Annotated in this window: 8 protein-coding genes; 7 read left to right on the forward strand and 1 reads right to left on the reverse strand. The window is 48.5% G+C overall.

All coding sequences use genetic code 11. The annotated features are described in order from the left end of the window. Position 1 precedes the first annotated feature (1 nt). The 5 genes from mfd (at position 2) to PGS38_RS03630 (ending at position 7,781) form a co-directional block, all read left to right on the forward strand. Positions 2-3,526: a transcription-repair coupling factor gene (gene mfd, locus PGS38_RS03610; protein WP_270475930.1), complete on the forward strand. Its 3,525-nt coding sequence runs from the start codon at positions 2-4 to the stop codon at positions 3,524-3,526. Positions 3,527-3,713: 187 nt separating this feature from the next. After that, on the forward strand, positions 3,714-5,123 hold the full coding sequence (locus PGS38_RS03615) for a SurA N-terminal domain-containing protein (RefSeq protein WP_270475932.1): 1,410 nt from the start codon (positions 3,714-3,716) through the stop codon (positions 5,121-5,123). A gap of 247 nt (positions 5,124-5,370) precedes the next feature. Then, positions 5,371-5,658, forward strand: coding sequence for a hypothetical protein (locus tag PGS38_RS03620; RefSeq protein ID WP_055220917.1), 288 nt, complete (start codon positions 5,371-5,373; stop codon positions 5,656-5,658). A 216-nt stretch (positions 5,659-5,874) separates the two neighbouring features. After that, positions 5,875-6,759, forward strand: coding sequence for a homocysteine S-methyltransferase family protein (locus PGS38_RS03625; RefSeq protein WP_117510893.1), 885 nt, complete (start codon positions 5,875-5,877; stop codon positions 6,757-6,759). A gap of 311 nt (positions 6,760-7,070) precedes the next feature. Beyond that, positions 7,071-7,781 carry an HAD family hydrolase gene (locus tag PGS38_RS03630; RefSeq protein ID WP_117801642.1) on the forward strand — a complete coding sequence of 237 codons (711 nt, stop codon included), beginning with the start codon at positions 7,071-7,073 and terminating at the stop codon, positions 7,779-7,781. A gap of 114 nt (positions 7,782-7,895) precedes the next feature. Here PGS38_RS03630 and PGS38_RS03635 read toward each other — a convergent pair whose 3' ends face one another. After that, complete coding sequence (locus PGS38_RS03635; protein WP_117805277.1) at positions 7,896-9,257, reverse strand: MATE family efflux transporter; 1,362 nt, start codon at positions 9,255-9,257, stop codon at positions 7,896-7,898. Positions 9,258-9,557: 300 nt separating this feature from the next. Here PGS38_RS03635 and PGS38_RS03640 point away from each other — a divergent pair, with 300 nt between their 5' ends. Both PGS38_RS03640 and PGS38_RS03645 read left to right on the forward strand, forming a co-directional pair. Then, positions 9,558-11,132 carry a carboxylesterase/lipase family protein gene (locus tag PGS38_RS03640; protein ID WP_117805276.1) on the forward strand — a complete coding sequence of 525 codons (1,575 nt, stop codon included), beginning with the start codon at positions 9,558-9,560 and terminating at the stop codon, positions 11,130-11,132. A 148-nt stretch (positions 11,133-11,280) separates the two neighbouring features. Beyond that, entirely contained in the window at positions 11,281-12,852 is a 1,572-nt protein-coding gene (locus PGS38_RS03645; protein ID WP_117761311.1) for an AAA family ATPase, read from the forward strand. Positions 12,853-12,982 lie beyond the last annotated feature (130 nt).

Genomic DNA, 12,982 nt, shown 5'->3' on the forward strand with positions numbered 1-12,982 from the left:
AATGAAAGCGTTATTAGAACCGATCAAAGAAATTGCCCGTTTTGACGAGCTGTTCCGTGATCTGAAAAAAGGAATCGCAGGTGTGACGGTGATCTCGGGCTGTCTGGAAAGCCAGAAAGCCCACATGATCGCAGGCCTCTCCGAGGATGCCCCGGTGCGGCTTCTGATCGCGGAAAATGAATTAAAAGCAAAAGAATTATATGAGGATTACCGGCTGTACGATGCGGAGACGCTGTATTATCCGGCGAAGGACCTGATTTTCTATCAGGCAGACATTCACGGAAATCTGCTGATCCGTCAGCGGCTTCAGGTGATCCAGGCACTTCTTGAGCGGAAGGAAGTTACCATCATCACCAGTGTAGGGGGATGTATGGACTTTCTTCTGCCTCTTGGCGTGTTCGAAAAACATTGCATCCATCTGCGCAATGACAGCGAATTCGATCTGGATAAAATAAGAAAAGAGCTGGTGCGGCTCGGCTATGAGAGTACCTTTCAGGTGGAGTCGACCGGCCAGTTTTCCGTCCGCGGCGGCATTCTCGATATTTATCCGCTGACGGAACAGAACCCGATCCGGATTGAGCTCTGGGGCGATGAGATAGATTCCATCCGAAGCTTCGATGCGGAGAGCCAGCGGTCGATTGAAAACCTCGAGGAAATCACAATCTATCCGGCATCGGAGCTGATTTTAACAGAGAATACGATTGCGCGCGGTGTGAAAGCGATTAAAAAAGAGGCAAAAGCGCAGAGCACAAAGTTCCGCGACAAGATGATGACGGAGGAAGCGGCGCGTATCCGCCATGCGGCAGAGGAAATCTGCGATCAGATCGGCGAGGGCGAAATTCTGCAGGGAGCGGAGCAGTATCTTCATTATTTTTATCCGGAGACCGTCTCGTTTCTTGAGTATCTGCCGGAGAACAGCCGCATTTTCCTAGATGAGCCGAACCGCATCATCGAGTGTGCCGATGCGCTGGAAGCAGAATTTCAGGAGAGCGTGAGCCACCGTCTCGAAAAGGGATACCTCCTGCCGGGACAGGCGAAGCTGATGTGCAGTACGGCGGAGCTTGTGGCAAAACTGAACCGCTGCGGCTGTGTTGCCGTGTCGCTGATGGAGCCGCAGAAGGGCGAGTGGAATATCCGTGACGAGTTCAGTGTGACGGTGAAATCGGTTAATTCGTATAACAATCAGTTCCCGCTTCTGGTAAAAGATCTGAAATCCTGGAAAAAAGCGGGTTACCGTATTGTACTGGCGAGTCCGTCGCGGACGAGGGCGCAGCATCTGGCGGAGGACCTGCAGAATGAGGAGATTCCGGCCTTCTACAGCGAGAATGAGAAGCGTGTTCTGAAACCGGGCGAGGTCATGCTGATCCACGGCGCGGCCCGCAGAGGCTTTGAATATCCGATGCAGAAATTTGTGCTGATTACAGAGACGGATATTTTTGGAAAAGAGAAGAAGAAAAACCGGAAGAAATCGGAGTATTCCGGTCAGAAAATCCAGAATTTTGCGGATCTTTCGATCGGTGACTATGTCGTGCACGAGAGCCACGGTCTTGGTATTTACCGCGGCATCGAGAAAATTGAGATGGACCGCGTAACGCGTGATTATATGAAAATCGAGTATGCGGGCGGATCGAACCTCTATGTGCTGGCCACCCAGCTCGATACGCTGCAGAAGTATGCGTCCGGCGAAGCTGCAAAGGTGCCGAAGCTGAATAAGATCGGCGGTCAGGAATGGAATAAGACGAAAACACGGGTTCGCCATGCGGTAAAAAATATCGCACAGGATCTTGTGAAGCTGTATGCCGAGCGGCAGGCGTCATCCGGCTATCAGTTTGGAAAGGATACAATCTGGCAGAAGGAATTTGAGGAACTGTTTCCGTTTGAGGAGACGGACGATCAGCTTGCGGCGATCGAGGCGACAAAGGCGGATATGGAGAGTAAAAAGATCATGGACCGCCTGATCTGCGGCGATGTCGGATACGGCAAAACCGAGGTTGCAATCCGTGCAGCGTTCAAGGCAGTACAGGAGAGCAAACAGGTCGTCTACCTCGTTCCGACCACTATTCTGGCACAGCAGCATTACAATACGTTCGTTGAGCGCATGAAGGACTTTCCGGTGCGCGTTGATCTTCTGTGCCGGTTCCGCACGCCGGCAGAGCAGAAAAAAACGCTGGAGGATCTGAAAAAAGGACTCGTGGATATTGTCATCGGAACACACCGCGTTCTGTCGAAGGACGTAAAGTTCAAAGATCTTGGCCTTCTGATTGTCGATGAGGAGCAGCGGTTCGGCGTGACGCATAAAGAAAAAATCAAACAGCTGCAAAAAAATGTGGATGTTCTGACACTGACGGCGACGCCGATTCCACGTACCATGCACATGAGCCTGATCGGCATCCGGGATATGAGTGTGCTCGAGGAAGCACCGCAGGATCGCCAGCCGATCCAGACCTTTGTCTGTGAATACAATGAAGAAATGGTCCGCGAGGCGATTAACCGTGAACTTGCGCGGGGCGGGCAGGTTTACTATGTCTATAACCGTGTCCAGTCGATTGCGGATATGGCGAACACGATCCAGAAGCTCGTGCCGGATGCAAATGTGGGCTTTGCGCACGGGCAGATGAAGGAGCGCGAGCTCGAGAAGATCATGTACGGCTTTATCAACGGAGAGATCGATGTGCTCGTGTCAACAACGATCATTGAGACAGGACTCGATATTTCGAATGTCAACACGATGATTATCCACGATTCCGACCAGATGGGACTGTCACAGCTCTATCAGCTCCGCGGCCGTGTCGGTAGGTCGAACCGGACGTCGTATGCGTTTCTGATGTACCGCAGAAACAAGATGTTGAAGGAAGTGGCGGAGAAGCGTCTCCATGCGATCCGTGAATTTACGGAGATGGGAAGCGGCTTTAAAATTGCAATGCGTGATCTTGAGATCCGAGGCGCCGGAAATCTGCTGGGCGCAGAGCAGTCGGGCCATATGGAATCGGTTGGATACGATCTCTATTGTAAAATGCTCGCAGAGGCTGTCCAGGAGGCGAAGGGCATCGCACCGGCAGAAGCGTTCGAGACAACGATTGATCTGAATGTCAGTGCCTATATTCCGGACAGCTACATCAGCAACGAGTCTCTGAAGCTTGACACCTATAAGCGAATTGCGGCGATTGAAAATAAGGAAGAGTATGAGGACATGACGGAGGAGCTGACCGACCGCTTCGGGGAACCGCCGAAAAATGTACAGAATCTTCTGGCTGTTGCAGAACTGAAAGCGCTGGCGCACTGTGCGTATGTGACGGAGCTGAAACAGATGGGCGATTCGGTACGAGTCACCTTACAGCAGCATGCAAAAATCGATGTGGCGCGGATTCCGGAGCTGCTGCAGAAATACCGAGACGAACTGAAATTCCAGATGGAGTCGCTGGCGTTTGTCTACACGCCGCGGCGGAGAAATTCAAAGGAAAAGATCGATCTGCTGGAGAAGAGCCATGCACTGGTGGAAGATCTGCTGCAGATCACACAGGAGTGAAATACTCGCATAACCACAAAATCGTGTGAAAAAGGCGTGAACAGGGAAGAAAAAAGTTGCCCTGTATCAACAAAAAGGGTATAATAGGAAAAGCGTTTATAAAAATCGATGCAGGACCGGAAATTCGAACGTGTAAAAAGAAAAACTCTTTTTGAGCATACATTTCGCCCTGCATGAGGAGGAAGTAATGAAAAATTTAAAAGCAAAAGCAGTCTGCGTTATGCTGAGTGCTTCGATGGCAGCGATGGGACTGACTGGCTGCGGTTCCGACAATGTGGACGGAACAAAAACGGCAATTACTGTAAATGACGAGTCGATTACACTCGGACAGGCAAATTTCATGCTGAGATATCAGCAGGCAACCATGTACAATTATTATTCCAAGATGTACTCGATGTACGGAATGCAGATGCCGTCTGAGATGTACGACAAGGAAGGCGACGATGGAAAGACTACCGGGGAAACGTTCAAGGAGCAGTCTCTTGATACGATCGAAAAAGAGCTTCTGATGCGGCAGCACGCAGAGGAATACGGAATTTCCCTGACAGACGAGGAAAAACAGCAGGCGAAAGAGGCTGCACAGGCATTCGCAGATAAGAACGGTGACGATGTGATGAAAAAGCTGCACGCAACCGTTGAGGACATCCAGGATGCACTGGAGCTGTATGTTATTCAAACCAAAATTTATGATCCGATCATCGCAGATGTAGATACCGAGGTATCCGATGAAGAGGCAAAGCAGACCGCCATCAGCTACATCACGGTATCCACAGCAGGAACCGAGAAGGATGACGATGGAAAAACGATTGATTTGACGGACGAGGAAAAAGCGGCAAAGAAAGAAATCGCACAGAGATTCCTGGATCTCTTAAAAGAGTCTGAGGATCCTGCAGCCGCATCGTTTACCGATCTGCGCAAGGAGCTGAACGATCAGTTAAATGCGGAGAATACCGCAGATTCCACCGATTCTGCAGATGGCTCCGATGAGAGCAGCTCTTCTTCCGGTGCTTCCGACACAAGCGCATCCGACGCTTCAAGCGCAAGCACATCGAGCAGTTCCGACAGCGATTCCTCCTCTGAGGTTTCTTACCTGACCTCTTCCGAGACATCCTTTGGAACCGGATCGGAAAAAGACGATGACGATACCTGTTCTCTTGGAGATAAAGTAGCGGAAGAAGCAGCAAAGCTGAAGGATGGCGAGTATTATGACGGTGTCATCGAAGGCGACAATGCATATTATGTGATCCGTGTAGATAAAGCATTCGACGAGGATAAAACCGAGTCCAGAAGACAGACTATCATTTCCAACCGCAAATCGGATAAGTACAACGATACACTGGACGGATGGGTGAAGGAGAGCGATATCAAGGTCGCATCAAACTGGAAAAAACTTGAAGTAACGGACGCAGATCTGTATACGATGACAGTTGACAGCGCTTCTACAGATTCCACAGATGGAACCACAACCGACAGTACAACAACGGACAGTACCGCAACGGACAGTACAACGTCTGACAGCACGACATCAGGCAGTACCGAAACGACATCGACAAGCAGCACAGGCACTGCTTCAACGTCTTCAAGCACTGCAGAATAAAAGCATACGATACAGGACAAACGGCAGCCGGATCCGGGAGAGGGATCCGGCTGCTGTTTGTGTCTGAAAATATTTTGGAACAAAAAAAAGAAAATAATAGGGAATTTGTAGAGTAAATTGACAATAGTAAGAAGTTCATTTAAAATGAAATTACAACCAGAGTGTATCTCGCAAATTGCGGAAATAATTTTTCAGACACGCTCTAATGTTCAGGCGAAAACGATGTACCAGGAAAGAAGGTGGAGAAATGAAGAAGGCAGTAATTTCCGTACTTGTCGGTACAGCAGTATTGGCTTTCGTTGCGTGTGGAAAAAATGCTGCAACGGAAAACAGTTCCGATTCGGGTGTTTCAACGGTATCGGCATCCTCGCAGGTGGAAAATGGACAGAAAGCAACCCGTGTGAACCAGGGAACAAATTTGTCTCCGGGGTCACCGAAGAATATCCCGTCCGGTGGGGGGAACAGCTCGGGCAGGACACATCATTCGGAGACGCATCATTCGGAGACACATCATTCAGACGCGCATCATGATTGAGAATGTCGGGGTTTGCTGAACATCCGTGAACAGAAACAGACGAAGGGGTATCCAAAACGGATACCTCTTTTTTTACTTGTCGGGAAAACAATACAATGCTATACTGAACATGAATTTGACGCGAAAAGCGCGGCAGGTTCAGAAAAAAACAGCCGGGATTTGTCAGTATACGCGGACATGTGCTGCAGGTAACTCGGGCAGAATGGAGAAAAGAAAATGACAAGAGAAGAATTTGAACAGCTTGCCGGAGCAGGTGTCATTTTATTGGATGGCGCAACCGGATCAAATCTGACAAAAGCGGGAATGCCAAAAGGAGTCAGTACAGAGCTTTGGGTTCTGGAGCACCCTGATATTCTGGCAAATTTACAGAAGGCTTACGTGGAGGCGGGAAGCCAGATTGTCTATGCGCCGACCTTTGGTGCAAACAGACTGAAATTAGCGGATTATGGAAGAGAAAACGAGGTGGAGGAGCTGAATGCACGCCTGGTGGATATCTCGAAAAAAGCGCTTGCAGGAACAGGTGCGCTGATTGCGGGAGATTTTTCTACGCCGGGAAAAATGCTGCAGCCCAAAGGCGATCTTTCTTATGAAGAGCTGCTGGAATCCTACACAGAGCAGGTAACAGCGGTAGCAAATGCGGGCGTTGATCTTCTGGTAGCGGAGACGATGCTGAGCGTAGACGAAACGTGTGTCTTTATGGATGCTGCACTTTCTGTCTGCGATCTGCCGATTATGTGTTCTCTGACGCTGGAAGCAGACGGTTCTGCCCTGTTCGGCGGAAACGCTGTGGAAGCAGTTGAGACACTGCAGGAAATGGGAGCATCCGCCGTAGGACTGAACTGCTCGGTCGGACCGGATCAGCTTGAGGCAGTCGTAAATTCCATGAAAAAAGTGGCAAGAGTACCGGTTATCGTAAAACCGAATGCCGGCCTGCCGAAAATTACGCCGACCGGTGAGGCAATCTACAGCATGGATGCGCCGACGTTTGCAAGATATATGAACATTCTGGTAGACGCGGGTGCAGGCATTGTCGGCGGCTGCTGCGGAACAACACCGGAGTATATTCGTCTGGTGAAAGAAATGCTGGATGCGAGAAAGTAAATCAAAGATTACAATTCGCAGGAAACTGTGAGATGTAATGAATTCCCCTGTTGCGGACAAAATCTGTACGGGGGAATTTTTTTACGTTACCGGAAACTTCGTTGAATTTTCCGATAAAGTAAAAAGCCCTCCGGGCAGGATTCTTTCTTACAGAGAGCAAGACAAAACAGGTTTCAACGATCTGGTTTGATGGACAGTCTGGGTGGAGAAAAAAAGATAGGAAGTCTGGAAAAAAGACATGGAATTGTGGAGAAAAGTCTGGTAGAATACGTGTCGTGTGGAAAACTTTCCGTAAGAAAGGATGATGAAGGATGTATCAGAATTATATTTTTGATTTATATGGAACTCTGGTAGATATACATACGAATGAAAAGAAAGCGTATCTCTGGAAAAAAATGAGCCTGTTCTTCGGCATGAAAGGGGCCGCCTATGAGCCGAAAGAACTCCGGATGGCGTATGAGACAAAAATCAAAGAGCAGGAAGCTGCGCTTAAAATGGAATGCCGCGGCAGCCATGTACCGGAAATCGACATTGCGGATGTGTTCCGGCAACTGTTTGAGGATCAAGCTGTTTCGGTAACGGAAAAAGAAATTGCAGATCTGGCGAAAATGTTCCGTGCGATTTCGATAGAAGAACTGAAACTGTTCCCCGGCGTGCCGGAAATGCTGCAGCGTTTAAAAGACGCAGGAAAGAAGGTTTTTCTGCTGTCCAACGCACAGGCGCTTTTCACCGCGCCGGAAATTTCCCTGCTCGGCCTTACGAAATACTTTGATGGAATCCTGCTCTCATCGGATGCCGGTGTGAAAAAACCGGATCCGGCGTTTTATGAGATGCTGCTGAAGCAGTATCACCTCGATCCGGCAGAATGCCTGATGACAGGAAATGACGATATCGCTGACTGCCACGGTGCAGCCTCTGCCGGAATTGCAAGCCGTTACGTGGCAACGCGCCAGTCACCGAAAATAAACGACCCGCTGCCGGAAAACTGTGAGAAGATCGCGGCGATTGCGGAGTTATTTTAACTGAAGAGCATTCAGCAGCACTCCTGAAAAAATAATGCGAAAAAAGGGGCTGTCGCACTACGTTCATTTTCTTAGTGCAACAGCCCCTTTTGCTTATGTCAGGAAAGGAATCCTTCAGTTTTTCCGCATTCCTTTATCCCACCGGAATTTCCGATAGCAGGCATAAATCAGAACACTGCATACCAGCCATCCCGCCGGATAACCAAGTGCAATCGGAATGATGGAATCAAATATATGAGACATCACAAACAGGTAAATCTGGCGGAACACGACGAAGCTTCCGAGCATTACGATCATTGGTGTTCTGGTGTCTCCTGCGCCACGCAGGACGTTGGAATAAACCTGGTTGACGCAGCAGAGAATGTAGAACGGGGAGAGCAGATACAGGAACAGGGTTCCGTAACGAATCACAGCTGCCTCCTGGTTAAACAAATAGACCATTTGCGGAGCGAAAATCAGCAGAGGAATCATCATCACAATGGTTACAAGCTCAGCAAGCAGGAATGCGGTTGTAGCACCCTTTTTTGCACGGTCAATGTAGCTGGCACCGACGTTCTGTCCGGTGAAGGTGGTCGAAGCAAGACCAACACTCATCATCGGCAGCATCATAAACTGGTCGATTTTCATGCAGGCACTCCAGCCCGCCATAACATCCGAGCCGAATACATTGATATAGGACTGCACGAAAACGTTGGAAACGGAAGTCACCATCTGCTGGATCGCTGCCGGCAGTCCGACGCAGACGATGCGGTACAGCAAAGACCAGTCCATGCAGAGCTTTTTCCAACAGATGCGGTACGGGCCGTCTGTTGTGGTCAGCACATACAGCGTCAGAACCGCCGAAAGGCACTGTGCAATAACGGTTGCAAGCGCCACACCCTCGATTCCCATGCCGAAGGAAACGACAAACAAAAGATCGAGCACGGTATTGACAACAGCGGAAAAAATCAGGAAATACAGCGGATGGCGGGAATCGCCGACAGCGCGGAGAACGCCGGAGCCCATGTTGTAGAACATCAGACCGGCAACACCGCCAAAGTAAATTTTAAGATACGTTGCCGACTCACGGATGACGTCGTTCGGCGTACTCATCATGCGGAGCATGTACGGTGTAATGAAGATGCCGAGAATAGTAAAGACAATAGAGAGAAAAAATGTCATCACCAGTGTCGTGCTGACGGTGCGGCTGACCTTTTCATCCGCCTTTGCGCCATAATACTGAGAGATAATGACACCGGCACCGGTGGAAAGTCCCATGAAAAAGCCGATCAGAGAATTGATGATCGGACCGACAGAGCCGACGGCGGCGAGTGCTTCCTTGCCGACAAAGTTGCCGACAACGATGCTGTCAACGGTGTTGTAAAGCTGCTGGAAGAGATTTCCGGCCATCAGCGGAAGCGAGAAGAGAAGAAGCTGTTTCCAGATAGAGCCCTGGGTCATATCGCGGGCTTTGCTCTTTTGTACTGTTTTCGTCATAGTAGTCCCCTTTTTTACGTTGATTTTACCTTCTTTTTTATTGTAGCACTTTGAAGTTGTGATGGAAATATCCATTTTTGACGTGATTTTCGGACTTTGTTGATATAAACAGCCGAAAACGGAAGTGAAAAGAATTGTTTCCGAATAAATTGTCTGGTATAATAAGAAACAGATGCGTAAATGCAAAAACGACAGTTGTTTCGAAGCCTGATGAAACGGAAGGATCGTGAAGATTTTGCAGCAGTTTTTGAAAACTGCGCATCACAGAATAGGATTGGGCAGAAAGAGGGTAGCTGAAATATGGGAGATTATTTTGTATGTAGTAAAACAGATCCGGTAGTGGAGACAAAGGCGGGAAAGGTACGCGGCTTCCGCCTGAATACGACGTATGCGTTTCATGGAATCCATTACGCTGAGGCGGACCGTTTCCAGATGCCACAGCCGGTGAAACCATGGAAAGGAATCAAAAATGCGCTGGCGTACGGCTATGTATGTCCGCTTTTAAAGCAGGACGAGCCGAACATGGAGGTGCTGGTACCGCATCGTTACTGGCCGCAGGACGAGCATTGCCAGAACCTGAATGTCTGGACACAGAGTCTTGATCCGGGTGCGAAAAAGCCGGTCATGGTATGGCTCCACGGCGGCGGCTTCAGCGCCGGCTCTGCGATTGAGCATGTGGCATATGAGGGGGATCACTTAAGCGAGTTCGGTGATGTCGTTGTTGTTTCCGTGAACCATCGGCTGAATATCCTCGGTTATCTCGATCTCTCGCCGTTTGGCGAAAAATACAAAAATTCTGCGAATGCAGGAAACGCAGATATGGTAGCTGCATTGCAGTGGGTACATGACAATATCGCGGCATTCGGCGGAGACCCGGAGAATGTTACGATTTTCGGTCAGTCCGGCGGCGGTATGAAGGTAGCAACGCTGATGAATACGCCGGCAGCAGACGGCCTGTTCCAGAAGGGTATCATCGAGAGCGGTGTTTATGAGGCAAAGGTTTATCAGAAAGAGGACGGAGACGGCACCGCGATTGTGAAGGCTCTGTTAAAAGAACTGAATCTGGACGAGTCCGAGGTGGAGAAGCTTGAGACGATCCCGTATTATGAGCTGTCAAATGCGTACAATAAAGTTGAGGCAGAGGTTGCTGCGAAAGGCTGCTATATCGGACAGGGACCGATGGAGAATGGCTGGTTCCGCGGAAATCCGATCAAGTGCGGATTTACGGATCACGCTAAAACGATTCCTGTGCTGGCAGGAACCAACATCGGTGAGTTTGATTTTGGACCGGTTGTGCCGGGAAAACATGAGATGAACCGTGAGGAACAGATTGCGTTCCTGACGAGAAAATATGGTGATGCAACGCCGGAGCTGATTTCTCTTTTTGAAAAAGCATATCCGGACAAAACAATTGTGGATCTGTGGTCTGTGGATACGTTCTTCCGTCCGGACACGATCGAATTCATTCGTCAGAAATCGGAGTTTACAGAAGCGCCGACTTATTCCTATCAGTTTACCTATGAATTCCCGATCGATGGCGGAAAAGCCGCATGGCATTGTGCCGAGATTCCGTTCGTATTCCATAACATCGACCGCATCGCCGTATGCAATGTCCCGGGCGAAACAGACCGTCTGCAGGAGCGTATGGCCACCGCCTGGATCAACTTTGCCCGCTACGGAAGTCCGGAAACCCCATCCCTCCCGAACTGGCCGGCATGCACCCCAGGGGATGAAGCAACCATGATTTTCGACAGAACCTGTGAAATCCGCCGCAACTTCGATCACGAGCTGGTGAAAAAATTGGTGGAAACCGAGTATAACCCGATGACACCGGTTGTGGAAGACGAGGAAGAGGACGCGTTCTTTATTCATTAATTAATTGACTCATAGCAATCCCAGAAAAAACAGCCAGAATGTTTTGCCTCAGTTAAAAACATTCTGGCATTTTTCAACTTATGCTAAATTGAACTTAAGGCAAGAATATCGTATGATAGAGGTAGAAAGAGAAAGGCGCAGGTGGAATATGGGAGTTTATCTGAATCCGGGAAATGAAAAATTTGCAAAAGCGGTTCAGTCCGAAATTTATGTGGATAAAACAGGGCTGATCGAGTATACCAATCAGGTGATTAATACTGTGCAGAGATATGTCTGTGTCAGCCGTCCGCGGCGCTTTGGAAAATCTATGACGGCGGATATGCTGACGGCTTATTATGGGAAGGAATGCGATTCCAGAGAACTTTTTTCTGGATTGAAAATTTCTCAAAATGCTGTATTTGCACAGCACTTAAATCAATATCCTACGATTTTTTTGAATATGCAGGAATTTCTGAGCCGGAGCAAGGAAATTGGCCAGGTGATTGACCGTGTTCGAAGAATGCTGCTGCGGGAACTGAAAAACAGTTATCCGGACGTGGACTACTTTGACGATACGGATCTGGTAGAATCGCTGCAGGATATTTATGCGGCAACAAAACAGTCGTTTGTCATTATCATTGATGAATGGGACTGTGTTTTCCGGGAATATCAGCAGGATAAAAAAGCACAGGAAGAGTATCTTGATTTCCTGCGGGATTTTCTGAAAGATAAGGTTTACGTAGCACTTGCCTATCTGACGGGTATTCTGCCGATCAAAAAATATGGAACCCATTCTGCACTGAATATGTTTGATGAATTTACAATGCTTGATCCAGGGCCGCTCGCAGAATATGTAGGATTTACGGAGCAGGAAGTAGAAGAACTCTGCGGCCGGTATCAGATGGATCTGGCAGAAATTAAAAACTGGTATGACGGCTATTCGTTCCCGGGAGAAAGTTCGGTTTACAGCCCGCGTTCGGTTGTCAATGCCATGCGATTCCGGAAAATCGGCAATTACTGGAATCAGACAGAAACATTTGAAGCACTACAGTGGTATATTGATCTGAATTTTGACGGCCTGCGGGATGACGTACTGCAGATGATGGCAGGGAAAAAGATTCCGGTGAACACGGGCAGTTTTACGAATGATATGACAACTTTCCGGACAGAGGATGATGTGCTGACACTGCTGATTCATCTTGGATATCTTGGTTATGAGGAACAGAATAAATATGTTTTTATTCCGAATGCCGAGGTACAGTCAGAATATGCCAGTGCGGTAACCGTTTCCCAATGGGGAGATATTTCAAAGGCACTGAAAAATTCCGCAGATCTTCTGCAGGCTGTGTGGGAAAAACAGGAAACACAGGTAGCAGAGGGAATTCGGCTGGCACATTTTGAAACGTCACAGCTTCAGTACAATGATGAAAATGCGTTGAGCTATACGATTTCACTGGCACTGTATGCAGCACGGAATTTTTACACGGTTTACCGTGAACTGCCAGGGGGAAAAGGGTTTGCGGATCTTGTTTTCGTACCAAGAAAAAGATACCAGGACAAACCGGCGCTGGTTGTAGAACTGAAATGGGACAAAACAGCAGAGGGTGCGCTTGCGCAGATTAAGGACAAAGAATATTGCAGAAGTCTGGAAGAATATCAGGGAAACTTGCTTCTGGTAGGAATTAATTATAATAAAAAGACAAAAGAACATGTTTGCAGAATTGAGGAATATCAGAAGTAAAAGGGAGAGAAGGTATTATGAATACTGAAAATCGTAATATTCGTTTTACTTCAACGGTAATTTGCAGGATCTTTTTGGGGATTTACTTGAAGATTTGCTGGTGGGAGAGAATCAGATTCTTGAGGGAAAG

The organism is Fusicatenibacter saccharivorans (assembly GCF_027667425.1).
GTDB lineage: Bacteria > Bacillota > Clostridia > Lachnospirales > Lachnospiraceae > Fusicatenibacter > Fusicatenibacter saccharivorans.

Coding starts and splice junctions, on each gene's coding strand:
- PGS38_RS03635 (WP_117805277.1), bottom strand. CDS start 9,257: ATGACGAAAACAGTACAAAAGAGCAAAGCCCGCGATATGACCCAGGGC.
- PGS38_RS03615 (WP_270475932.1), top strand. CDS start 3,714: ATGAAAAATTTAAAAGCAAAAGCAGTCTGCGTTATGCTGAGTGCTTCG.
- PGS38_RS03640 (WP_117805276.1), top strand. CDS start 9,558: ATGGGAGATTATTTTGTATGTAGTAAAACAGATCCGGTAGTGGAGACA.
- mfd (WP_270475930.1), top strand. CDS start 2: ATGAAAGCGTTATTAGAACCGATCAAAGAAATTGCCCGTTTTGACGAG.
- PGS38_RS03625 (WP_117510893.1), top strand. CDS start 5,875: ATGACAAGAGAAGAATTTGAACAGCTTGCCGGAGCAGGTGTCATTTTA.
- PGS38_RS03620 (WP_055220917.1), top strand. CDS start 5,371: ATGAAGAAGGCAGTAATTTCCGTACTTGTCGGTACAGCAGTATTGGCT.
- PGS38_RS03645 (WP_117761311.1), top strand. CDS start 11,281: ATGGGAGTTTATCTGAATCCGGGAAATGAAAAATTTGCAAAAGCGGTT.
- PGS38_RS03630 (WP_117801642.1), top strand. CDS start 7,071: ATGTATCAGAATTATATTTTTGATTTATATGGAACTCTGGTAGATATA.